General features: G+C 37.9%; 26 protein-coding genes, 7 tRNA genes and 1 rRNA gene. 32 read left to right on the top strand and 2 right to left on the bottom strand.

Annotated elements, in window-relative coordinates; all coding sequences use genetic code 11:
* Positions 1-504: 504 nt before the first annotated feature.
* The gene (locus LDK52_RS04195; protein WP_277584694.1) at positions 505-1,692 is read right to left on the bottom strand and encodes an FtsW/RodA/SpoVE family cell cycle protein; all 1,188 of its coding nucleotides are present in this window, start codon (positions 1,690-1,692) and stop codon (positions 505-507) included.
* A gap of 153 nt (positions 1,693-1,845) precedes the next feature.
* On the opposite strand from LDK52_RS04195, the gene LDK52_RS04190 reads away from it, so the two are divergent.
* The 9 genes from LDK52_RS04190 to LDK52_RS04150 all read left to right on the top strand — a co-directional run bounded on the left by LDK52_RS04190 (position 1,846) and on the right by LDK52_RS04150 (position 10,597).
* A complete protein-coding gene (locus LDK52_RS04190; protein ID WP_277584693.1) occupies positions 1,846-2,589 on the top strand; it encodes a hypothetical protein in 744 nt (247 codons plus the stop codon).
* Positions 2,590-2,650: 61 nt separating this feature from the next.
* Positions 2,651-2,983 (top strand): quaternary ammonium compound efflux SMR transporter SugE, encoded by a 333-nt coding sequence (sugE, locus tag LDK52_RS04185; protein ID WP_277584692.1) that lies wholly within the window; start codon positions 2,651-2,653, stop codon positions 2,981-2,983.
* On the top strand, positions 2,983-3,297 hold the full coding sequence (locus LDK52_RS04180; RefSeq protein WP_277584691.1) for a DMT family transporter: 315 nt from the start codon (positions 2,983-2,985) through the stop codon (positions 3,295-3,297). The genes sugE and LDK52_RS04180 overlap by 1 nt, the downstream gene beginning before the upstream one ends.
* Before the next feature lie 66 nt (positions 3,298-3,363).
* On the top strand, positions 3,364-4,446 hold the full coding sequence (locus LDK52_RS04175; RefSeq protein WP_277584690.1) for a D-alanine--D-alanine ligase: 1,083 nt from the start codon (positions 3,364-3,366) through the stop codon (positions 4,444-4,446).
* A gap of 4 nt (positions 4,447-4,450) precedes the next feature.
* Positions 4,451-5,821 carry a UDP-N-acetylmuramoyl-tripeptide--D-alanyl-D-alanine ligase gene (locus LDK52_RS04170; protein ID WP_277584689.1) on the top strand — a complete coding sequence of 457 codons (1,371 nt, stop codon included), beginning with the start codon at positions 4,451-4,453 and terminating at the stop codon, positions 5,819-5,821.
* Positions 5,822-5,839: 18 nt separating this feature from the next.
* Complete coding sequence (locus LDK52_RS04165) at positions 5,840-6,538, top strand: alpha/beta hydrolase (protein ID WP_277584688.1); 699 nt, start codon at positions 5,840-5,842, stop codon at positions 6,536-6,538.
* Positions 6,539-6,888: 350 nt separating this feature from the next.
* The gene (cshA, locus tag LDK52_RS04160; protein WP_277584687.1) at positions 6,889-8,454 is read left to right on the top strand and encodes a degradosome RNA helicase CshA; all 1,566 of its coding nucleotides are present in this window, start codon (positions 6,889-6,891) and stop codon (positions 8,452-8,454) included.
* Positions 8,455-8,616: 162 nt separating this feature from the next.
* Positions 8,617-9,096, top strand: a complete 480-nt coding sequence (locus tag LDK52_RS04155) for a PH domain-containing protein (protein WP_277584686.1) — start codon at positions 8,617-8,619, stop codon at positions 9,094-9,096.
* Complete coding sequence (locus LDK52_RS04150; RefSeq protein WP_277584685.1) at positions 9,089-10,597, top strand: PH domain-containing protein; 1,509 nt, start codon at positions 9,089-9,091, stop codon at positions 10,595-10,597. Before LDK52_RS04155 ends, LDK52_RS04150 begins: the two co-directional genes overlap by 8 nt.
* Positions 10,598-11,037: 440 nt before the next feature.
* Here the strand turns inward: LDK52_RS04150 and LDK52_RS04145 are convergent, their stop codons facing one another.
* A complete protein-coding gene (locus LDK52_RS04145; RefSeq protein ID WP_277584684.1) occupies positions 11,038-11,664 on the bottom strand; it encodes a rhomboid family intramembrane serine protease in 627 nt (208 codons plus the stop codon).
* A gap of 68 nt (positions 11,665-11,732) precedes the next feature.
* Here LDK52_RS04145 and acpS point away from each other — a divergent pair, with 68 nt between their 5' ends.
* The 23 genes from acpS to LDK52_RS04030 form a co-directional block, all read left to right on the top strand.
* On the top strand, positions 11,733-12,086 hold the full coding sequence (gene acpS / locus LDK52_RS04140) for a holo-ACP synthase (protein WP_277584683.1): 354 nt from the start codon (positions 11,733-11,735) through the stop codon (positions 12,084-12,086).
* A gap of 58 nt (positions 12,087-12,144) precedes the next feature.
* The gene (locus LDK52_RS04135; RefSeq protein ID WP_277584682.1) at positions 12,145-13,170 is read left to right on the top strand and encodes a LolA family protein; all 1,026 of its coding nucleotides are present in this window, start codon (positions 12,145-12,147) and stop codon (positions 13,168-13,170) included.
* A gap of 66 nt (positions 13,171-13,236) precedes the next feature.
* Positions 13,237-14,343, top strand: coding sequence for an alanine racemase (gene alr, locus LDK52_RS04130; RefSeq protein ID WP_277584681.1), 1,107 nt, complete (start codon positions 13,237-13,239; stop codon positions 14,341-14,343).
* A 133-nt stretch (positions 14,344-14,476) separates the two neighbouring features.
* Positions 14,477-14,758, top strand: a complete 282-nt coding sequence (locus LDK52_RS04125; RefSeq protein ID WP_407081780.1) for a transcriptional regulator — start codon at positions 14,477-14,479, stop codon at positions 14,756-14,758.
* 4 nt (positions 14,759-14,762) lie between these two features.
* Positions 14,763-15,113 (top strand): type II toxin-antitoxin system PemK/MazF family toxin, encoded by a 351-nt coding sequence (locus LDK52_RS04120; protein WP_090566493.1) that lies wholly within the window; start codon positions 14,763-14,765, stop codon positions 15,111-15,113.
* A 251-nt stretch (positions 15,114-15,364) separates the two neighbouring features.
* The gene (locus tag LDK52_RS04115; RefSeq protein WP_277584679.1) at positions 15,365-16,192 is read left to right on the top strand and encodes an STAS domain-containing protein; all 828 of its coding nucleotides are present in this window, start codon (positions 15,365-15,367) and stop codon (positions 16,190-16,192) included.
* Positions 16,192-16,554, top strand: coding sequence for an STAS domain-containing protein (locus LDK52_RS04110; RefSeq protein WP_277584678.1), 363 nt, complete (start codon positions 16,192-16,194; stop codon positions 16,552-16,554). The genes LDK52_RS04115 and LDK52_RS04110 overlap by 1 nt, the downstream gene beginning before the upstream one ends.
* Before the next feature lie 6 nt (positions 16,555-16,560).
* Positions 16,561-16,962, top strand: a complete 402-nt coding sequence (locus LDK52_RS04105; RefSeq protein ID WP_277584677.1) for an anti-sigma regulatory factor — start codon at positions 16,561-16,563, stop codon at positions 16,960-16,962.
* A gap of 16 nt (positions 16,963-16,978) precedes the next feature.
* Positions 16,979-17,977 (top strand): PP2C family protein-serine/threonine phosphatase, encoded by a 999-nt coding sequence (locus LDK52_RS04100; protein WP_277584676.1) that lies wholly within the window; start codon positions 16,979-16,981, stop codon positions 17,975-17,977.
* 77 nt (positions 17,978-18,054) lie between these two features.
* The gene (locus LDK52_RS04095; RefSeq protein ID WP_277584675.1) at positions 18,055-18,402 is read left to right on the top strand and encodes an anti-sigma factor antagonist; all 348 of its coding nucleotides are present in this window, start codon (positions 18,055-18,057) and stop codon (positions 18,400-18,402) included.
* Entirely contained in the window at positions 18,389-18,859 is a 471-nt protein-coding gene (gene rsbW, locus LDK52_RS04090; protein WP_277584674.1) for an anti-sigma B factor RsbW, read from the top strand. Before LDK52_RS04095 ends, rsbW begins: the two co-directional genes overlap by 14 nt.
* A complete protein-coding gene (sigB, locus tag LDK52_RS04085) occupies positions 18,837-19,616 on the top strand; it encodes an RNA polymerase sigma factor SigB (protein WP_277584673.1) in 780 nt (259 codons plus the stop codon). The genes rsbW and sigB overlap by 23 nt, the downstream gene beginning before the upstream one ends.
* Entirely contained in the window at positions 19,616-20,212 is a 597-nt protein-coding gene (locus tag LDK52_RS04080; protein WP_277584672.1) for a PP2C family serine/threonine-protein phosphatase, read from the top strand. Before sigB ends, LDK52_RS04080 begins: the two co-directional genes overlap by 1 nt.
* A gap of 84 nt (positions 20,213-20,296) precedes the next feature.
* Positions 20,297-22,462: a Tex family protein gene (locus LDK52_RS04075; protein ID WP_277584671.1), complete on the top strand. Its 2,166-nt coding sequence runs from the start codon at positions 20,297-20,299 to the stop codon at positions 22,460-22,462.
* A gap of 64 nt (positions 22,463-22,526) precedes the next feature.
* On the top strand, positions 22,527-22,997 hold the full coding sequence (locus LDK52_RS04070; RefSeq protein ID WP_277584670.1) for a SprT family protein: 471 nt from the start codon (positions 22,527-22,529) through the stop codon (positions 22,995-22,997).
* A gap of 88 nt (positions 22,998-23,085) precedes the next feature.
* Positions 23,086-23,160 (top strand) — tRNA-Asn (locus LDK52_RS04065).
* A gap of 4 nt (positions 23,161-23,164) precedes the next feature.
* Positions 23,165-23,236 (top strand) — tRNA-Glu (locus tag LDK52_RS04060).
* A gap of 24 nt (positions 23,237-23,260) precedes the next feature.
* A tRNA-Asp gene (locus LDK52_RS04055) sits at positions 23,261-23,336 on the top strand.
* A 3-nt stretch (positions 23,337-23,339) separates the two neighbouring features.
* Positions 23,340-23,414 (top strand) — tRNA-Gln (locus LDK52_RS04050).
* 5 nt (positions 23,415-23,419) lie between these two features.
* Positions 23,420-23,492 (top strand) — tRNA-Lys (locus tag LDK52_RS04045).
* A 65-nt stretch (positions 23,493-23,557) separates the two neighbouring features.
* A tRNA-Leu gene (locus tag LDK52_RS04040) sits at positions 23,558-23,644 on the top strand.
* A 28-nt stretch (positions 23,645-23,672) separates the two neighbouring features.
* Positions 23,673-23,746: transfer RNA gene (locus LDK52_RS04035), tRNA-Gly, on the top strand.
* Between the two features lie 201 nt (positions 23,747-23,947).
* A 16S ribosomal RNA gene (locus LDK52_RS04030) occupies positions 23,948-24,092 on the top strand; the annotation flags it as partial.

Raw genomic sequence — 24,092 nt, 5'->3', positions numbered from 1 at the left:
CTCCAAGATAAGATATAGCACAGTCCTCGCTTAGATGATAATAGTAGTCAAAGTTAATAGAGGGATAAAACAGGCTTTTGAATTAGGGATACAATCCTATAAGGAAGATGAAGAAAGTAGATTTTCTTTTATCTAGTGGAAATAAGAGAAATAGTATGTATTTACTAAATAAAGCAGCGAAATAGCGAACGAAATTGCATCTTCGTGAGCTTGCTCTATCAATAGGAAAGTTTCTTATCTCTAGTTTACCCAAAATGCACTTACCTGTTTCTAAGAGTTGAAGGAGGGCGACGGACAGACTAAACGCCATAAAATTACCGAAAAAAATGGATGCTGATTGGTTGTGACGGACGTCACAACCAATCAGCATCCATAAAAATTCACTCGGTAATAATATAGCAAAATGTCTGTGTCCAAAGCCCTTCGGAAACGATAGAAACAGGTTTTGAACTTTTTTTATCCAAAGATCGGGCAAGAATCCCTTTCTCCACACGCTTTAACTGATCAATCGTCTTCGTTTTTTGCAAACATATAAGTCCGATGATGAAACTTCATACTAAACACTAAACCAATGGCTAACATATTCCCCATGAGCGAACTACCACCATAACTTATAAATGGTAGAGGTATACCAGTAATAGGCAATAACTGAATCGTCATGCCGATATTTTCAAATACATGGAATGTAATCATTGCAATAATACCTGCAGATACATACGTACTATACGCATCCTTTAACTGAAGCGTAATTTTCGTCAAATGAAAAATAAGTAAGAAATAAAGACTGACAACGATACTTGCTCCTACGAAACCATACTCTTCACCAATAACAGCAAATATAAAGTCCGTGTGATTTTCTGGAACATAGACAATACGTTCTCCGTAACCTTTACCGAAGATTTCTCCGGAACCAATTGCATTTAGAGAAGTGATTAAGTGCATCCCTTCATCGTTTGCATAAGAATAAGGATCTAACCAAGAATATATACGTGCAGACTGGTACGGGTCAAACCCAAAAACGTTAACCAAAAAATCCTGCATATACACGGCCATCCACAATAGTAGACCACCCATACCTATACCACCTAAAAAGATTGGCAGAATAATTTTCCATGTAATTCCGGCAACTATGATAAGAGCTGCCGTAATTGCTAGGAACACTAACGAAGTACCCAAGTCAGGCTGTTTAAGAATAAATGCCAGAGGAATAATTAATGTAACTCCAATTTTAACCAACAGAATTAAATCGGTCTTCACAGTTTTAATAAGATTTTTCTCGTGATGTATCGTGATTAATCGGGCAAGTCCTAATATATAGAAGGTCTTCATAAATTCAGCGGGCTGAATACTCCCTATACCAAAGGGTAGATGAAACCAACTTTTGGCATGGTTACGTTCCGCTACTATCTCCAAACTGCCAGGTAAGATAAACAATAAGAATAATAGGAAGACACCTGTTCCATAAATAGGCCATGATAATTTTTTATATTGCTCTGGTTCAAAAAACATGGCCATTGCTATGATAACAACTCCGACCCCATACCAAAATAACTGTTTAAAAACAAAATTAGTAGCATATTGTCCTGTCGTTTGTGCTGACGAAATAGCAAGTAAACTAATGATTAAAAATAATAATATAATAAAAGCAAGTGTCCAATCGAAACGATCAGCAAAGCCTTTCTTGTTCTCCATGTAAGTCACCTATATTTCATTCGAATTTCATTCACTTATTATAGCGTATAATGATATTTTTTGCTTGATGGTTTAATAGAGACGTGAAGCGGATAAAGATGTTTCCTTGTATAAATAGTGCTATTATTATGAACAGACAAAGGAGTGATTTTGGTGGCAAAAAAAGATGTGAGAGATATGGATGAATACCTAACTCATTTATATGTCCACGTTAACGAGGTAGAGCATTTTGCTTTGTTTAGCGGAATTACAGTTCAGCAATTTATAAAAAAATTCTATGATTTGTCAGCTCTTTTACTATTAAAACATAGCTATGATGATGCTTCTTTTAATATGCATACACAGCTTGAATTTATCGTTCCAGAACAATACAGCCACTTCATAAAGGACTTTATAGAAGGACCCTTTGAATTATGCTTCATGGATTTTGAAGATGAGCGTAAATTGAATATGCTTTCTCCTCAAGAACAAGCTGAGCTACTATACATAGCACATAAAAAAGAAGCGATTCGATCACCGTTTTATCATCACCTACAAAATAGATTTGTCTATCTATCGGACGAAGGCGAGAAGATAACAAAAATCTATTTCCGAGACATGGAAGATTTTAATCATTTAGTTGCTGATGTCATTACTAGCCTAATTGGTGAAAAGTCTAAGTCAACAGCTTTTTGGCGGAAAAAGAACAATATCGTATTACCAAGACTGTCGGCAGAAAAGGTAACAGAGCAAAACGAACTATTTGAAGATGGTGTGCTAATGTCTTTGTTCAAAACAGATAAATTGAATTATGGGATAGAAATTCGTATTCTCCCGGAGAATATATTCCCAGATGAGGTTTTGGAGGATCTAAAGTTGCATTTAGCAAAACCAGCAGATGTCTTGATAGAGGTATAAATAGAACGCTTTTGCCACGAGGAAGGGGCAAGAGCGTTTATTAGGTAATGAGGTGAAATTTATGGCTTGGATTTTATTGGTAATCGCAGGACTAACAGAAATAATATGGGCAATCGGTTTAAAGGAGGCTCATGGCTTTACGCAGCTTGTTCCTTCTATTGTAACGATCGTATTCTTAATCGTGAGTTTTTTCCTATTTGCTAAAGCTATGAAGACGATTCCGATTGGTACAGCATATGCTATATTCACGGGGATTGGAGCAGCTGGCACGGCTATTGTAGGAATTATTTGGTTTGCGGAAGAGGTAAACGTTGGAAAGATCTTCTTTTTAGTTGTCCTACTTTTTGGGATCATCGGTCTGAAATTAGTAGATGATGAAGAGGAGGAGAACTAATGGCATGGTTTTTATTAGTAATTGCGGGTGCATTTGAAGTGGCATTTGTTGTTAGTATGAAATTATCGGATGGTTTCAAAAATGTGAAATTCACAATTCTTACAGTGCTTACTGCTTCTTTAAGTTTTTTCTTATTGTCTTTGGCCTTAAAAGAAATTGCAGTTGGTACTGGTTATGCTGTATGGACAGGAATCGGCGCTGCAGGAAGCGTTCTTCTGGGGATGTATCTTTTTAGAGAGAAAAAAAGTAGAAAGAAGTTGTTTTTTCTAAGCTGTATTATCATGGGAGTAGTGGGTCTTAAATTGTTCGGGTAAATACTCAACTATTGAGGCTGTCCGTGATAAACTAATAGTATCCAAAACATGGAGGTAATTGAACGAATGAAAATAAAAGTGGGCTTATTATACGGTGGGAAATCTGCAGAGCATGAAGTGTCGCTACTTACAGCAAGAGCCGTTTCTCAAGCGATTAATTTTGATAAATATGAAGTATTTCCAATTTTCATCACGAAGACAGGGGAATGGAGAAAAGAAGGACAGTTAACTGCACCAGTAGAATCAATTGAATCTCTGCAATTTGGTAGCAAAATAACCATTCCTAATACCATTTCTAGTTTTCTACCTCAACAAGGGGACGATACCACTCAACTAGATGTAATTTTCCCTCTTCTGCACGGGCCGAATGGGGAAGATGGAACAGTACAAGGATTGTTAGAAGTATTGAACTTACCGTATGTAGGAAACGGCGTACTGGCATCCGCTGCAGGAATGGATAAAGTAGTCATGAAGCAACTGTTTGCCCAGGCTGGCTTATCTCAAGTTCCTTATGTTTACTTCATCAGTAAAGAGTGGAAAAAGAATCAAGATGCTTTACTTGAAAAAATGGAAGAAAATTTACAATGGCCTTTATTTGTAAAGCCTGCCAATCTCGGTTCCAGTGTAGGAATTAGTAAAGTTACAAACCGACAAGAACTTATTAAAGCGGTTGAGTATGCCTTCAAATATGACCGCAAAATTATTGTGGAGCAAGGTATTTTTGCGCGTGAAATTGAAATGAGTGTCCTTGGAAATGATGAACCAAGATGCTCGGTTGCGGGAGAAGTACTGCCGACGAAGGATTTCTATGACTACGAAGCAAAATACGAGGATGGTACGACGAACTATGCAATCCCCGCTAAAATTTCTGTAGAGCTTCAAGAGAAATTAGAAGATGCAGCTATTCGAGCGTTTAAAATATTGGATTGTTCGGGTCTTGTACGGGCAGACTTTTTTGTAACGGATCAAGATGAAGTCATTATCAATGAAGTGAATACTATGCCAGGCTTTACGCCAATCAGCATGTATCCAAAGCTTTGGATGGAATCAGGACTATCTTATTCAAATTTAATAGAAGAACTTATTCGTTTGGCAATCGAACGCCACGAAGAAAAGCAACAGCTTGAACACTCGAAAGACGGGAAGTGACCAAGTGAAAAAAACATTAGCACAACTAGCAGAATGGTTACACATTCAAAAGAAAACAGACGATAATCCCGTCATTACAGGTGTTTCCATAAATACGAGAACGATTCAACCGGGCGATTTGTTTATCCCGTTTCGCGGAGAACAAGTAAATGGTCATCGATTTGTAAAGGATGCTTTTGCCAAAGGAGCAGTAGCATCTCTTTGGTTGAAGGACGAACCGAATCCACCAGAGGACGTTCCTCTTTTATTTGTAGAAAGTGGGGAACAAGCTCTTCAGCAAATGGCAGAGGCGTATCGCGCTGAACTGCAGTCGGTATTTATCGGAATTACTGGATCAAATGGTAAAACATCCACAAAAGATTTAGTGGCAGGCATGCTGTCCCCGTACTTCCGTGTAAAAAAGACAGAGGGTAACTTTAATAATGAGCTAGGCTTACCTTTAACTATTCTTTCTTTAGAGGAAGATACGGAGTTTGCAGTGCTCGAAATGGGTATGAGCTCCTTTGGAGAAATTGAGTTTTTATCGAATTTAGCTAAACCAAAATATGTAGTCATTACGAATATTGGCGAAGCACATATGCAGGATCTTGGCTCTAGAGAAGGTATTGCAAAAGCGAAGTTTGAAATCATTGCTGGATTAGATACGGCTGGTCAATTATTCTACGACGGGGATGAACCATTACTTCGTCCATTTGTGGAAAGTACTCCTCATTTACAAACTAAATCATTTGGTGTTGGGGAACGGAATGATCTGCGTATAGCAGAAGTGAACTTTACCGAGCAAGGGAGTGCTTTCCGAGTAGAGGGAGAGTTAAACGATGAAATGTCTATCCCTGTGTTGGGAGAGCATCAAGTTAAAAATACACTCGCTGCACTGTTAATCGGAAACGAAATTGGATTGACTGCAGAGCAGATGCGTGAAGCATTAAAACAAATTGTGTTGACTGATATGCGGATGCAGGTGGTCGAAGGAAATAATGGGGCTATTTTCATCAATGATGCTTATAATGCAGCGCCGACCTCCATGCGTGCAGCAATTTCTTTCTTAGAAAAGTCATCTATTAAGTCAGAAAAGTGGTTGGTATTAGGTGATATGCTTGAGCTTGGAGACAATGAGCAACAATACCATGAGGAAATGAGTAAATCTATTTCCAACAAGGTCTTTGACGGTGTTTGCCTATACGGACCTCGCATGGAGTGGTTATATAACAAGTTAGTAGAACAATTTACAGCCGATCAACTAATTTGGAGCAATGACGACACAGAAAAACTAGTCTCCTTTTTAGCAAATAAAATAAATAGCCAATCTATTGTTTTAGTAAAGGGCTCAAGGGGAATGAAGTTAGAAAGAGTAATTGAGCTGTTTCAAAATTAAAAGATAGGTGTGAGGACAATGAAAACAGGAGTATTAGGTATTCATGGTTTTACAGGTGGACCATATGAGATTCAACCATTTGTTGACTATATACAGGCACATACAGACTGGCATTTTGTTGTCCCTACGTTACCTGGTCATGGGAAAACGTTGGAGCTAAAGAATTTAACCGCAGAATCGTGGATGATGGCGGCTGAACAGGCGCTTCGGCAACTACAAAAAGAAGTGGACCGTATAATAATAGTTGGATTTTCCATGGGTGGAATTATTGCCATGTACTTAGCAAATCGTTATCCAATACACAAGCTTGTTTTATTGAGTGCTGCAGCAAAATACATATATCCGGCCCAGCTTTTAGAAGATATAAAGGATATAGCAAAAAAAGCGGTTGTTGGTAAGCTTGAGGAAAACTCTCTATATAAAAAATACAGTGATAAGTTGAAAGTGACTCCAATTTCTGGGACGTTAGAATTTATTCGTTTGGTTCGTATAGTTCAGCCCTATTATGGTCAAATTACAATACCAGTCTATATAGTCCAAGGTAAAAAAGATGGTATTGTACCTTATGCTACAGCCCAATTTATCTACGATGAAATTGGTTCTTTGAAAAAAGAAATTGTCTACTCGGACATAGGGAAACACCATATTTGTTATAGCGAGGACTGCGAAGATTGGTTTAGTACTGCACTCATATTTTTACATGAGGAGGAGGAATAGACGAAAACTAATTAACTAATAATTATAACAGTTGCTTATTCATTGCAACTGAGTTTGTCGCATGATATACTACGTTTAGAGCAATGGATACATTTTGTGTGAAGACTCTTCAGCGTTTATTGAAGAGTACTTTTTTTTGAACATAACGGTTTGTTGAAGTAGTATTAACGATAACTCACTAACAGACCGCTCGGCAAAAGACCGGGCTTTCCCTTTATATAAGACCCCTCTGATCTTAAACCACAGAGAATTTTAAGTAACGGAAACGTTCCTCGTATAGGCTCGAATTTGCCGCAATTTCATCTGAAAATGTAACCTTTTGTGAAAAAGACAAAAAGGAGATTAAAATTTTGACAAACTTTTCAGAATTAAATATTAGCGCTTCTACATTAAAATCCGTACAACGTATGGGGTTTGAAGAAGCAACACCAATCCAAGAAGGTACTATTACACATGCTATGGGTGGACGCGACGTTATCGGTCAAGCACAGACTGGTACAGGTAAAACTGCTGCATTTGGTATTCCTATGATTGAAAAGATTGATATTAAAAACCCGAATATCCAAGCATTAATCATCGCTCCAACACGTGAGCTTGCAATTCAAGTTTCGGAAGAGCTTTACAAATTAGGGTATGACAAAAAGGTTCGTTTATTATCAGTATACGGTGGACAAGAAATTAGCCGTCAAATCCGTGCGCTTAAAAACAAACCACAAGTTATCGTAGGGACACCAGGTCGTATTCTTGACCATATTAACCGTCGTACGTTGAAACTTGACCAAGTTCAAACACTTATCTTAGATGAAGCAGATGAAATGCTTAACATGGGATTCATTGAAGACATTAACACAATTTTAGAAAGCGTACCTCCTGAGCGTCAAACGCTATTGTTCTCAGCTACAATGCCAGGACCGATTCGTAAAATTGCAGAACGCTTCATGAAAGATCCAGTGGAAGTTAGTATTAAGTCTAAAGAAATGACTGTTGAAAATATTGAACAGTATTACGTAAAAGCTACTGAGCGTGAAAAATTTGATGTTCTTTCAAGAATATTGAATGTACAACAACCAGAACTTGCGATTATCTTTGGTCGTACAAAACGTAGAGTTGACGAATTAGCACATGCTTTAAGTATTCGTGGTTACCTTGCAGAAGGAATTCATGGTGATTTAAGCCAAGCTAAACGTATGTCTGTATTAAAACAATTCAAATCAGGTAAAATTGATATTCTTGTTGCAACAGATGTAGCGGCACGTGGATTAGATATCTCTGGCGTAACACATGTATATAACTTTGATATTCCACAAGATCCTGAAAGCTATGTTCACCGTATCGGCCGTACTGGTCGTGCAGGTAAAAGTGGAGTTGCTACTACATTCGTAACACCTAGAGAAATGGGTTACTTACGTATCGTTGAAAATACAACGAAAAAACGTATGGAAGCTTTAATCCCTCCAAGCTCAGATGAAGCACTAGTTGGACTTAAACTTGTAGCAGTAGAAACTTTATCTGGAATTGTAAATAAAAATGATTTAGGTGATTATCGTCCATTAGCAAAAGAAATGCTTGAAAAATTCGAAGCAATAGACGTAATTGCTGCAGCATTAAAAACAATGACGAAAGAACCGGATGATACTCCGATTTCTCTTTCTGAAGAACGTCCACTACCTTCTCGTGGAGAACGTGGTGGCGGTGGCGGCGGACGCAGTGGCGGCGGCGGTGGTTACAAAGGTAACCGTAGCAGCGGCGGCGGTGGCGGTCGTAGTTCATCAGGTGGTCGTAGCGGAAGCAGCGATCGCGGACCTCGTTCAAGTGGAGGTTCACGTCCAAGTTCAAGCGCGCGTCGTAGCAGTGGTCCACGTGACGGCTCAACACAACGCAGCACAAGAACTCGCTCACCACGTAACGAAGGCTAAAAAGAAATTTCAAAGAATGAGCTTACACTTCGGTGTATGCTCATTCTTTTTCTTTTGGGAAAAAAATGTTAGTTCCGAAAATTTAGTTCTCGTAGAAAATTGTAATATATTGAAACATATTAGCGCGCATTTCGTATACAATGAGGAAAGAGGGGGCTTAATATGAGACAAGAACCAATCAATCGATTATCCGAAAAAGGATTGCGTGTATGGAGAATTTATGGAATATTTCAATCTATAATTGCTTTATTATTAGGTGTTGGAGTAGGAGTTATCAATTATTTCACTGGTCAACTTATATGGTTATACATAGTAGATGGAGTAGTAATATTACTTTTTGGATATTTATTAATCTATCTATTTCCGAAAATTAGATGGACTCGTTGGAGATACGAAGTGCGAGAACAAGAGATCGAATTACAGCACGGATTGTTTATCGTCAAAAGAACGCTTGTGCCAATGGTTCGTGTACAGCATGTAGATACGGAACAGGGTCCTATCCTGAGAAAGTATGATTTATCGTCGATTACTATTTCAACTGCTGCAACTAGTCACACTATTCCTGCCCTCATAACTACAGAAGCGGACGAACTTCGTGGTAGAATTTCTGTGCTTGCAAGGGTGGCGGAAGATGATGTCTAAAGAAAAATTTACTTTACATCCTATATCTGCCGTTATTAATTTTGTAAAAGTATTAAAAGAAATGATTGTACCGTTAGTCGTAGTTATTGCAGTAAATGGGTTTGGAGGAGGAGACTCCGAGGGCTGGACCTCTTACATAATATATATTATTTATGCAGTGTTATTAATTGCTATGTTAGTGAGTGGAATTATTAAATGGAAAAGGTTTCGTTACTGGTTCGAAGAGGAAGAACTCCGTATTGAATATGGTCTTTTCGTAAAGAAAAAAAGGTATATCCCATTTGAACGAATTCAAAGCTTAAATTATACAGAGGGTATCTTTCATCGACCATTTGGATTGGTAAAGGTGAAGGTAGAGACGGCTGGTGGAGGCGCAACAAAAGAAGCAGATGCAGAATTGACTGCAATTTCTAAAGAAGCAGCTGAGCAAATAAAAAAAGAGATGAATCTCGCGAAAAATAAGGAATCAGAAATAGATAGTATTGATTTGTCTTTTGATTCAGAAGAGCAGGTAGTAGAACAAATACAACCGTTATTCCGAATGTCTCAGAAGGATTTACTTATTCTTGCAAGTACATCTGGCGGAGTTGGTGTTTTTTTCTCTGGTTTAGCTGTGTTTGTTTCCCAATTTTCAGAAGTAATCCCTTACGAGACTATATATAATGAAGTCATTATGTTTATCAGGTTCGGAGCTTTACTAATCGCTTTAGTTGTATTCTTTGTACTTCTGGTGGCATGGATTGTATCGGTAGCACTTACGTTTATAAACTATTATGAGTTCACTATTCGAGTAGAAGATGAGGAAATTATTATTACTAGAGGATTACTTGAAAAGAAAAAAATAACGATTCCTTTATCGCGCATCCAAGGAGTGCGAATTGTGGAAAATCCTCTTCGTCAACTCACAGGGCATGCAACTGTTATCGTTGACAGTGCTGGGGGATCCTTAGCTGAGAAAGACGAGAAAATTCGATTAATCCCTCTTATTAAAAAGGACCAGATTAATCCTATTCTCGTTCAAATCTTTCCTAATTACGAATTTGGAGCTAACTTTACGCGAGTTCCGAAACGCTCTAGAAAATTTTTCTATCGTTTAGATTTTTTATGGTTGATCCCAGTTGTGGCAGTAGTTAGTTATTTCTTCTTTCCGTTTGGGTTGTTCTCGCTATTACTCTTACCGCTAAGCTTTCTATTGGGTGCATGGCAGCATAAGACAGCAGGATATTGGTTGGATGAAAAACAGCTTGTTGTACAGTATCGTCTATTTAGTAGAGTCTCGCTTTGGATGGAAAAGAAACGCATTCAAGCAATGACAGAGCGGACTACATATTTCCAAAAAAAAGCAGAAGTTTCTTCTATTATTACTACTATTAAGTCTGGCGTGTCTGGATCGGCTGCTACCATTCCTCATATTGAAAAAGCAGATGCAGAAAAACTAATGGAATGGTATGAACCAGCTAGAATAGAACCTATAGAAATAGAAAAAGAACAGCCTTTGTAAGGTCTGTTCTTTTTTGAAAGATAGTATATGAAATTGTACGTGAACACTAGGTTTATGGACCTGATAGAATGAATAAATACTACTGATTTCCGTTTCAGATGGGGTACAAAGGCTAAGAGCGCCACCTCTCAAAGGGAAGGCAATCTCTCATCTTCATCCACCTCTAACAATAGGGAAGTAGCTTTTCTCTAGTTAACAAAAAGTGCAATAATTTGTTTCTTAAAGTTGTAGAAGTGCGACGGACAGTTAATAGCCATAAGATTACCAAGAAAAAAAGATGCTGGTCGTGACCTCAGTCACGATCAGCATCTTTAAAAAATGAAACGGTAATTATATAGCAATAAGTCTGTCCAAAGCCCTTCGAAAACAGTAGAAACAGGTTAAGATCCTAAAGACCTTGGCGTTTTTTTGTCCGGTCTTTCTTGTAATCTTCTCTTAGGTCAAACTGATTTAAGCTTACGTTGTCGTTTCTTCCAAGCAGCTATACGCTTAGGATGGAAGTAAATCATTCCTAATATAAAACCAGTTACCAAACCTGCAAGATGAGCAGTAACATTAATCTGAGGCTGTAGGAATGTCATAATAACACCAATTACGATAATCGGAATAATGATTTGTTTTAGCTGTGGCATGAAATTTCTCATATAATAAACTAAAGCCGCAAAAGCACCGAAAATCCCATAAATTGCGCCACTTGCCCCAACGCTGGTATAATTCCAGTCATGTATTAAATAGGTGGCAACATTACCAACTAATCCTGCTAACATATAAATAGTGAGGAAACGAGCTTTCCCAGCAATTTGCTCCAACTCCGGACCAAATATGTACAAGGAGAACATATTAAATAATAAATGAGCAAAAGAAGCATGCAAGAATATCGGAGTTAGCAAACGCCAATATTCACCCTCACTAATTAGTAAGTTAAAATGAACACCAAAACTAAAAATTTGCGATCCGAGAATAGGAACTAACGTTAATAGATGTATAGCGATATTTAACGCGAGCAATGAAGAAACAACTGGATATAGTTTTATGTATTGTTTAAAGTTTTCTGTTCTACTGAACATTATATCACCTCAATTTTTCTACTATTAGTATATCCTGTGAGTGGGATATTTGGAAAGGAGAAACATTCATGATTACTGGAATAGGCTTAGATATAACAGAAATAGAAAGAATTAAATCCATTCAGGCTAAAACACATAAGTTTGAAGAGCGAATACTTAGCGACAAAGAAAGAGTTCAATTAAATGAATTATCAACGGCAAGACAATTAGAATATTTAGCTGGAAGATTTGCAGCCAAAGAAGCATTTTCTAAAGCGCTAGGCACTGGAATAGGAAAAGATTGTAGTTTTCAAGATATTGAAATCTTAAAAGAACCTTCAGGTAAGCCAATCTTATATTTTAAAGGAATCAAAGTTAACGGCTTTGTTTCTATAACACATACAAAAGTTTATGCAGCTGCACAAGTAATTCTACAATCATAACCGGTCGTCCATCTACATACAATGAATGAACGCAGTGATAATAGAAAGGATGGACTGATTGAAAAGCCGCGTGGCTAAACTATTATTTTTATTTGTAACAATTTTAGTACTCTCCGCATGTGGAGCAGAATCAAAAGAAGACGTTGTGAAAAAACTTAGTAACAAGTGGGTGGATACAAAGGGGTATGAGCTCGCAGCTGAGATGAGTATCTTAACTGGGGATGAACCTAGAGTTTACGATGTAGAAGTTTGGCATACGAAACCAGATTTTTACCGGGTTCAGGTGTCGGATACTAATGCAGAGAATACGCAAATGATCGTTCGTAACACAGAAGGCGTGTTTGTCGTAACGCCAGCACTGAACAAAACGTATAAGTTCCAAAGCAAATGGCCAACTGAAAATAGCCAAGCGTATTTGATCGGTTCACTAGCCAACGACATAAAAAAAGATAAAACAGCAACCTTCAAAGAAGAAGGGGATAATTATGTCTTTGAAACAAAAACGAGTAATAATCATAAAACGATGCTGCCAACTCAAAAGATTTACATCAATAAAAAGACATTACTACCCACGGATGTTTCTATCATGAATGAGAACAAAGAAGAACAAATTCATATTACATTCAGTAAAGTATCTCTAGGGAAAACACATGCAGCAGCAGAATATAAGATGGAACAAACAACAGCCCCAAAAGCTGGTGGCACTGAAGGAACAATTGAGGCATCAGCAGAGATAGATGATTCTGAATTTGAAACGTATTATCCATTATTAAAATGGGAACAAGTGCATAACATTGATGAGAAATTAATGGAAGTCGACGGAGAAAAAAGAGTTATATTAACATATAGTGGAGACAAAGAATTTACGATTATTCAACAACGGAGTGAACTGGGCGATTCTTCCATCATTCCAGTATTTTCACCTGGTGATCCGGTTGATTTAGGAGCTGCGATTGGTGCTATAACAGACCACTCACTGTCTTGGGAGCAGGAAGGAATGTCATTCTTTATCGCTTCATCTACTTTAACAAAAGAAGAAATGATTGAAGTTGCAGCGTCCATGACTACTGGCGGTTTAAAGTGATTAGGGTTGACTACTTCATTATACTAGTAGGATAATCGGTTTAAACTGATAAAAAGAGGGAATTACATGTCGCAACAGCATTACCGTCCTACGTTCATAAAGGTGAATTTACAAGCCATACAAAATAATATAAAAAGACTCAAGGAAACACTTCCGACACATACAGGAGTTATTGCTGTAGTTAAGGCAAATGGATACGGTCATGGAGATGTTGCTGTTGCGCAAGCTGCATTAAAAGCAGGATCCAAAATCTTGGCTGTTGCCACGCCGGAGGAGGCATTGCACTTAAGGGAAGCCGGTATTCAAGCAGATATACTTCTACTGGGCACCACTCCTCTCTCTTTCTTAGAGGAAGCTTCCAAACAGAACATTACACTTACAGCATATTCATATGAATGGCTAATTGCTACTCGGGATATTCAAGGTCCCTTGAAGCTGCATATAAAAATTGATAGTGGGATGGGTAGAATTGGTTTTATGGATGAAACAGAGCTGAAGATGGCGCTAGCTTTTATTCGACAGAGTGAGGGGTTGCAGATTACGGGCGTTTTCACGCACTTTGCAACCGCAGATGAGGAAGACCAAACACTATTCCAACAACAAGTTTCCAAATTTGAAAAGTTATTAAATGTATTTGAGCAAAGACCGGCCATCGTGCATACCTCTAATAGTGCAGCGGCTTTAATATATCCTGATCAGCACTGGAATGCCGTGCGTTTCGGTATATCTATGTATGGTATAGCGCCATCTCCGTGGATTAATGGTGAACTTCCATTTTCGTTAGAAAAGGCACTGTCGTTGCACACAGAGGTAGCACATGTAAAAAAGGTTCTAAAGGGCTCTACCATTGGCTACGGGGCTACATATGTGGCTCCAACAGACGAGTGGATTGCGACAATTCCGATTGGTTATGCAGATGGCTTGTTAAGAAAGCTACATAATCAATCTGTATTGATAAATGGTAAAAAGATGCCAATAGTCGGGAGAATTTGTATGGATCAAACAATGATTCGGCTTGATGAAAAAGTAGAGATTGGTGAAAAAGTTGTATTAATAGGTAAACAAGAAACCGAAGAGATTCTAATAGAAGAATGGGCGGAAGCGCTTCAAACTATCCCTTATGAAGTTTGTTGCACTTTTTCTAACAGAGTACCAAGAATATATAGCAAGTAGACTTTCGACAAAAATTAAGAATATATGAATAATTTGTCTAATCATTTCTCGTAATGTCTTTTATTTTAGCTAGAGAGATGGTAAGATGAAGTATATTGTCATATTGGGAAATGTTTTGTCGGAGGTGTTTGCTGTGGTAAGTGATAAAAAGAAAAAGGAAGCAGTAGTTCAGCTTCCAAATCAATTGGTTAATGAAGGAGTAAAAACCGTCAAACAATCATTAACTGGCGTAGAAAGTTTCGTTCGTGTCCAAGCAAATGAATATGTAAAAAATGGTCAGGCAAATCTTATAAGAGAAGCAATGATGAAAGGCTATGTTGAGATGTCTCATATAAATCTCTCCATCTGTACGGAGTGTTTACATGCAGAATATGAAGCTCAACATACGACAGAGCGACTCGTAAGTGGAGGATGAAAATTTGATCGTAAAACGTGGAGACGTTTTTTTTGCGGATTTATCACCAGTAATCGGGTCTGAGCAAGGTGGAACCAGACCCGTTTTGGTGATACAAAATGATATCGGTAATAGATTCAGTCCAACTGTCATTGTGGCAGCTATCACAGCACAAATTCAAAAAGCAAAATTACCAACGCATGTAGAAATAAATGCAAAAGAATATGATTTCGAACGTGATTCAGTTATTTTATTGGAGCAGTTAAGAACAATTGATAAATCTCGACTTACGGATAAAATCACCCACCTAGACGTAGACGTAATGGAAGATGTTGATCATGCTTTAGGGATTAGCTTAGGAATTGTTAAATTTTAATACATAGTAAGAACACAATGTGAATCCGACAAAGACACATTGTGTTTTTTAATAGGAAGAAAAATTTTAGTTCATAAGTATATATGAGTGGAAAACATAGCTAATTATACTCGCTCGACGCAGAAGAACGCTGAAGCAGAAGTGCAGCGTCTCTGCTTTTTTTTATATGGACAAGTATAAATGATGTAATGTACGAGGAAATTCTGTACAATATAATTACTAATATCCAACGAGGAGATGTATAGGAGACAATGAATAAAAGAATTGCTTCGTATATTCACGAAAACATTGATGAAATTTTAGAAAAATGGAGATGCAAAATGGAAGAAGAGAAGGATGATCGCTTCTTCCAAATCATGTCGGATAAAATTGTGGAAAGTATAGTTCGCGAATTCGGAGAGTTAATGATTTCGAGTCTAACGGAAGAACAAGCAACGTATACAGCAAAGTTAGATGATTTCTCTGTTCAAATTGTACGTTATGGCTGGTCTATTTCTTTTGTACTAAAGGCGCTAACTAATTTTACAGAAATAATTTATGAGAAAATGGACGAAGCAGAGTACTTAAATGAAGGTAATTTCCAATCACATAGAGATATATTAACTAATTGGATTACTCCTTTAAACCATAGTATTGTGGATGCCTATTCTGTGGTGTGGGAAAAAACAGTGAGCTTACAAAAAATCGCCTTACAAGAACTTTCTGCATCATTAATTCCTGTATTTGAAAAAATTTCGGTAATGCCTTTAGTTGGTACGATTGATACAGAACGAGCAAAACTAATAATGGAAAACCTTCTACATGGAGTTGTCAAGCATCGAGCAGAAGTAGTATTACTAGATATCACTGGAGTTCCTGTAGTTGATACAATGGTTGCCCATCATATTATTCAAGCGGCAGATGCCGTACGTTTAGTAGGAGCGAAATGTATGCTTGTAGGAATCCGTCCAGAAATTGCGCAAACTATTGTTACACTGGGTATTAATTTAAATGATTTTACAACAACAAGCACATTACAAAAAGGGGTTGAACAAGCCCTAGCTATGACAAATCGTGCAATAGTAGAGGTGAATATATAATGATTACAAGAATACCTATATTAAAATTGAGAGATTGTTTAATCGTTTCGATCCAATGGGAGTTAGATGACCAAACTGCACTTTCTTTTCAAGAAGATTTGCTTGAAAAGCTTCATACAACTTCTGCTAGAGGAGTAGTACTTGACTTAACGCCGATCGACTTTATCGACTCATTCATCGCGAAGGTACTAGGCGATGTTATTAATATGTCTGGTCTTATGGGAGCAAAAGTAGTAATCACGGGCATTCAACCCGCGGTAGCAATTACCCTTATAGAATTAGGAATCAGACTTGAGAATGTAGTTACGGCTCTAGACTTAGAAAATGGATTGGAAAAATTAGAACGAGAATTGGAGGACTAATTCATTATGAACTTAAGGTCTTCTGTTGATATAATAACGGAGTGGGATATCGTTGCTGCAAGGCAACTTGGTAGAAATGAAGCCAAAGAAGTAGGCTTCGGTACAGTAGACCAAGCAAGAATTACAACAGCGATTAGTGAACTTGCTCGAAATATATATTTATATGCTGGTAAAGGTAAAATAGAGATTAGACAAATTACAGATGGCAATCTTAGAGGTCTATTAGTCATTGCGTCCGATAAAGGACCAGGCATTGTAGATGTTCGTAAAGTTATGGAAGATGGCTATACGACATCAGGTGGCCTAGGTGCCGGTCTACCAGGTGTAAGGCGACTAATGGATGACTTTAAGATTGAAACTGTACTAGGAGAGGGCACTACAATTAGTGCGTCTAAGCTACTAAGATAGGAGGTGAGTTAAACGTATGCCTCAGGAATTTAAGAGACAATACAAAGAAATCTTGGAGCAATATACTCAAAGACAAACAGAACTTAATTTGTATGAGGGGCAAAACTTCAGTCGACAACTCATTCAAAAGAACATTTCTCCAGAGGAAGTTATAAGTATACATAAGGCTTCTTTAGAAGAGCTTATGCCTGATTTACCGAATGATGTTTGGCATTCTTTTGATTTATTAATAGAAGTGATGATTAGATATGGACTAGCATTAAAAGAACATCAAACGTTAATAAAAAAGCAGGAAAACTTTAGAATGGAAATGGAGCTAGCGTCTAATGTTCAACAAACCTTGTTGAAAACAAAGATTCCAGTTATGAACGATTTGGATATAGGAATGATATCTGTTCCTGCAAAAGAAATGAATGGGGATTATACACATTTTTTAAATGATGACACTACAATTGGTATCGCTGTTGCTGACGTGATTGGAAAAGGAATTCCAGCTGCCCTATGCATGTCTATGATTAAATATGGGATGGATAGTTTGAATGGTGCAGAAACTGAACCAATCGTTGTGCTAGACGTTATAAATAGAATCGTCGAGAAAAGTGTAAGTGATTCGATGTTCATATCTATGTTTTATGGGACCTATGATACTTCAAATAGTAAATTTACATATGCTTCAGCTGGGCATGAACCACCTCTGTTTTATTCTGCTAAATCGAATGAATTTTCAGAGTTACAAGCAAAGGGATTATTATTAGGCGTTATTCCCAATGTTAAATATGAACAGCATATTATATCCTTAGATAAAGATGACTTTATCGTTATGATGACTGATGGTGTAACGGAATGTCGTTCAAAAGCTGGGTTCATTGACCAAAATACCGTAATGGATATTATTGAAAGTGTAAGAGATCAGTCCGCCCAAGATATGGTGGAATTTGTGTTTCATAAGCTGGAGGAATTACAGGAGTTTGAACAACGGGATGACTTTACACTCGTTATTTTCAAAAAGAAGTAATATAAGGTTTATCATCAGCTAACTTGTGGTATATAGACCATATATATAGCTATAGCGAAAATCGGGGGGAATTGTAAATGAATATTTCAGTTGAACTTCATACATTAGGTGAGTTGCACGTTAAAGGAATAATTGGTGGAGAGATTGATGCCTTTACAGCACCAATTCTAAGAGAGAAACTTAAGGAAATAACGTTACAGGATAATATGCATGTTGAATTGAATTTAATGGACGTTTCATATATGGATAGTACAGGATTAGGAGTTTTTGTTGGGTTTTATAAAAGTATAAGTGCTGCAAATGGTCATATGGAGTTGACGGGACTTTCGTCTAGATTGAAACGCTTATTTGATATAACTGGTTTAGTAGAAATTATGGATATCCAGGAGACAGATAAAGAGGTGAAAAAAGATGAAACCGTTTGATTATGTAGAAATGCGACTGCCTGCAAAACCTCAGTATGTTAGCGTGGCACGACTTACAATTTCTGGGCTAGCTAATCGCATCGGATTTACGTATGACGATATAGAAGACTTGAAAATTGCTACAAGTGAAGCTATTACAAATGCAGTCCAACATGCTTATGCCGATAATGAGGAAGGCGAAGTAGTCATTGGTTGTGCATTGTACGAGGGAAAAATAGAAATTATGGTAGCAGATCATGGGAAAAGTTTTGACTTTGAAGAAACAAAGGCAAAAATAGGGCCATACCATAACTTAGAAGAAGTATCCTTTTTAAGAGAAGGAGGTCTTGGTTTATATTTAATCGAGACATTAATGGATGAAGTGAAAGTCCACCACCAAGACGGTGTTACTGTATTTATGACGAAGCATGTCGGAGTAGAGCGGGTGGATCAAAATGTCGAACACGTCCCTTCCTAAAGAATCGAAAGAGAAAATATTGGAATGGATCAAAGAATATCAAGAGACGGAAAGCGAAGATGCTCAAACAAAACTAGTGCTAAATTATACTAGATTGGTTGAATCAATCGCTCGAAAGTATTCAAATGGAAAACCGCATCATGAGGATATTGCCCAAGTTGGAATGCTTGGTTTACTTGGGGCTATCCGAAGATATGATCCATCTTTCGGTAAAAACTTTGAAGCTTTTGCAATTCCGACGATTATCGGGGAGATAAAGCGCTTTCTGAGAGATAAAACATGGGCTGTTCATGTTCCAAGAAGAATAAAAGAGCTAGGACCACGTATCAGGGTAGCAGTTGAAACACTAACAGTAGAATTTCAACGTTCACCTATTATCCCAGAAATAGCCGATTTCTTAGGGGTAGAAGTGGAAGACGTACTAGAAGCCATGGAAATGGGTAAAAGTTATCAAGCACTTTCTATGGATCATTCACTTGAGTCGGATTCAGATGGTAGTACGATTACGCTATTTGATGTAATTGGACAACCGGATGACGAGTACGAGAAAACAGATCAACGATTACTTGTGGCCAATGCACTCAGTGTTTTATCTGATCGTGAGAAAGAAATAATTCAACTTACATATATGGAGCAGCTGAGTCAAAAAGAAACGGGAGATCGTCTTGGTATATCTCAGATGCATGTATCTAGAATTCAACGCAAAGCCATAAAGAAATTACAAGAAGCTATTTCATCCTCAGGCGGAGTAGTATAATGATAAATTTTTCAGATGACAAAGTAGAATTATTTGTATACCAAGAAGCCAAAAGTGGAAATGTACAATCTGGAGACACTTATTATATTACAAAGACAGATGATTTTATGCTTTGTGCTATAGCAGATGGCTTGGGAAACGGGCCGGTTGCTAAAGAATCTGCGGATGTTATACCGGAAATTTTAGAGAACTATAAAGAAGAAACGCTCGATGAACTATTATTACGCTGCAATGATTTGATGTTTCAAAAAAGAGGTGCGGCGGTAGCGATAGTTAAAATAGATTATAGAGATCAAACTATTTCTTATAGCTGTGTAGGAAATGTTAAGTTTTATATGTATAAACGTGCTACGGACAAGATGATTTATCCTTTGCCGGTAATGGGTTATTTATCTGGGAGAAAACAAAAGACAAATACGCAAACATATGCTTGTGATAAGAATGACTTGTTTATGCTCCACTCGGACGGTGTTGTGATGAGAAGTCCGAAATCTACTTTAAAAAATGCAAATAATGCTCAGTGTCTCTATGAAACAGTTTTTAAAGAAATTGAACATGGTGACGACTCTACATTTATAGTTGGAAGCTTACTCTAAACTAGGGTAAGCTTTTTGTTTACCTTTTTCTAGAAGGCTCCAGGTATGGTAAAATGAGTACTATATAGAAAGGACGTGTTTGTTTTGGAAATAAAAAAGATGCTCCAACTGGTTTCAAAAGATACAGGTGTCAAAACATCGCAAGCAGAACAGGTTATAAAATTATTAGAAGAAGGGAATACGGTTCCCTTCATCGCACGATATAGAAAAGAACAAACAGGATCTTTAGATGAAGTCCAAATTAAAGCCGTCGAGGATCGTTATAACTACATACAACAGCTGGAGCAAAGAAAAGAAGAAATCCTTCGATTAATTGAGGAACAAGGAAAATTAACCGAAGAATTGACTGCTTCTATAAATAATGCGACAGTACTGCAGCGATTAGAGGATTTATATCGTCCTTATAAGCAAAAACGTAGAACGAAAGCTACTATCGCAAAAGAAAAAGGATTAGAACCACTTGCTGCACTTTTAATGACTTTCCCTAGGGAGCCAGTAGCTATATTAGCAGAAGAGTTTCTGAATGAGGAGTTAGAAGTTTTAACTGTAGAGGAAGCTTTACTTGGAGCTAGAGACATTCTTGCAGAGCAGTTCGCCGATGATGCCAAAATACGAGAGCAAATTCGAAATATTACCCGTGCGGACGGTAAAATTATTGTGTCTGTTAAAAAAGCAGAGCTAGACGAAAAGAATGTATTTGAGATGTATTACGAATACGAAGAGCCGGTGAAAAAGATAGTACCTCATCGTATATTAGCGTTAAACCGAGGAGAAAAAGAGGATATTCTAAAAGTAACTCTTCAGGTTCCAATAGAGAAAGCGATGAATGTGATGAAGGCACAGTGGATTAAAACTTCATCTAGTGATGCGGTGGAGCAGATTGAATTGGCGGTAGAAGATTCGTATAAGCGACTTATTCAGCCTTCTGTAGAACGAGAAATCCGCGCAGAGCTTACTGAAAAAGGGGAAGCGCAAGCTATTCATATTTTCTCTGAAAACCTACGAAACCTACTATTACAACAACCATTAAAGGGGAAAGTAATTCTAGGTGTCGACCCAGCTTTTCGTACGGGATGTAAGTTAGCGGTTGTAGATGATACAGGAAAGCTTCTTGAGGTTTCTGCTATTTATCCACATGCACCTAAAATGGATGTGGAGGGTTCCAAGAAAAAAGTGCTTGCTTACTTAAAAAACTATCCTATTTCTTTAATTGCCATTGGGAATGGTACAGCTTCTCGCGAAACGGAACAATTTATCGTGGACTGTTTGAAAGAAGTAGAGGATGAAGTAGCGTATGTAATAGTAAATGAAGCTGGTGCCAGTGTGTATTCAGCCTCTGAAACTGCACGTAACGAGTTTCCTGACTTACAAGTAGAGCAGCGTAGTGCAGTATCTATTGCAAGAAGACTGCAGGATCCTCTTGCAGAATTAGTGAAAATAGATCCAAAAGCTGTAGGGGTGGGACAATACCAACATGATGTTTCGCAAAAGAAATTATCGGAATCGCTATCCTTTATAGTAGAAACTGCTGTTAACCAAGTTGGAGTAAATGTAAACACAGCATCAGCCTCTCTATTGCAATACGTTTCTGGTCTTTCAAAAACAGTCGCAGAAAATGTTGTGAATATGAGAAATGAGCAGGGTAGATTTACCTCCAGAGCTCAACTCAAGAAAATTCCGCGTCTTGGAGCTAAAACTTATGAGCAAGCAATTGGGTTTTTACGCGTACCAGATGCAAAAAATCCATTTGATGCAACTGGCATTCACCCTGAAAGCTATAAAGGGGCGGAACAGGTACTGGAAATTGCAGGCCTTAAGAAAACACAAATAGGCACAAAAGAAGCAGAAGAGGCATTAAAGAAAATTTCCATAGCAGAAGTGAGTATAGAATTAGAAATAGGAGAAATCACACTAAAAGATATTGTAGATGCATTAATTAAACCTGCACGTGATCCCCGTGAAGCATTCCCACAACCTCTCTTGAAAAAAGATGTACTCAAATTAGAGGATTTAAAAACAGGGATGGAACTACAAGGGACAGTACGAAATGTAGTAGACTTTGGTGCATTTGTCGATATCGGTGTAAAACAAGATGGTTTAGTTCACATTTCCAAACTAAAAAAAGGGTTTGTCAAACATCCCTTAGATGTTGTATCGCTTGGAGACATCGTCACCGTATGGGTAGAGCAGTTCGATGCCAATAAAGGAAGAATTGCATTAACGATGCTTCCTCCAGAACAACAGGTGTAACTAATAGAGTTGTCCAATGGAGATTTTCTATTGGACAACCTCTTTTTAAATAGGGGTGAGTTATATGTCGGATGAAAAACTGTACGAACTAGTATGTCATGTATCGAACGAGATCTTTGGGAAAGACTTTCAACATAAAGCATATTTTAATAAACGCCTGAGAACTACAGGTGGAAGATATATGTTGAGAACACATCATATAGAAGTAAATCCGTTAGTATTCGAAAAATATGGAATGGATGAATTAGTTGGTGTGATCAAACATGAGCTTTGTCATTATCACTTACATATAGAAGGAAAAGGATATCAACATAGAGATGCAGATTTTCGTGAGCTACTAAAAAAAACAAACGCCCCTAGATTTTGTTCTACGTTAATGGAGAGAACAGGAAGGAAAATTACAAAGAAGTATACGTATAAATGCGCTAAATGCTCTCTTTTATATAACCGGAAGATTCAATTAAATACGAAGAAATACCGTTGTGGCAAGTGTTACGGAGCTTTGTTATTCGTTTCCTTGGAGAATATGAAATAAATATCCGAAAAGTAGTTGACGTTTTCAAAAACCCTCTCTATAATAGATAAAGTCGAGTAAAACAAAACGACAAAACAACAAAAATTATTCCGAAGTAGCTCAGTGGTAGAGCAATCGACTGTTAATCGATCGGTCGTAGGTTCGAGTCCTACCTTCGGAGCCATTATGGCCCCTTGGTCAAGCGGTTAAGACACCGCCCTTTCACGGCGGTAACACGGGTTCGAATCCCGTAGGGGTCATTTACCATTTTTAAATATTTTAACGGTCCCGTGGTGTAGCGGTTAACATGCCTGCCTGTCACGCAGGAGATCGCCGGTTCGATCCCGGTCGGGACCGCCATGTTGGGGTATAGCCAAGCGGTAAGGCAATGGATTTTGATTCCATCATGCCCTGGTTCGAATCCAGGTTCCCCAGCCATTTTTGAGCCATTAGCTCAGTTGGTAGAGCATCTGACTTTTAATCAGAGGGTCGTAGGTTCGAATCCTACATGGCTCATCAAATTGTTATTGACATTTAAGGTGTTCGAGACTATACTAAACCTTGTCCTATTGATTAACTAAGCGGTCGTGGCGGAACGGCAGACGCGCTAGGTTGAGGGCCTAGTGGGGGATAACCCCGTGGAGGTTCAAGTCCTCTCGGCCGCACCAGTCACATAACAATTTAACGAAATTTAATGCGGGTGTAGTTTAGTGGTAAAACCTCAGCCTTCCAAGCTGATGATGAGAGTTCGATTCTCTTCACCCGCTCCAACATTTTCTACTATAGAATACTGAACATTGAAAACTGAACATGCAAAACGTTAAGACATACAGCTTGATAGCTAACTTAGTTAGTTTGACAGCAAAACAATTTTTGACATCATTTAATGATGATGCCAGCAAAACAAATGAGCTTTTAAACTAGTTCTAATTTGTTGCCTTTCGAAATGCTTCGCAGATCGGAAGGTAACTATTATGGAGAGTTTGATCCTGGCTCAGGACGAACGCTGGCGGCATGCCTAATACATGCAAGTCGAGCGAATGACGAAGAAGCTTGCTTCTTCTGATTTAGCGGCGGACGGGTGAGTAACACGTGGGCAACCTGCCCTGTAGATTG

The organism is Psychrobacillus antarcticus (assembly GCF_029533155.1).
GTDB lineage: Bacteria > Bacillota > Bacilli > Bacillales_A > Planococcaceae > Psychrobacillus > Psychrobacillus antarcticus.
This window is presented reverse-complemented; position numbering and strand designations above follow the sequence as displayed.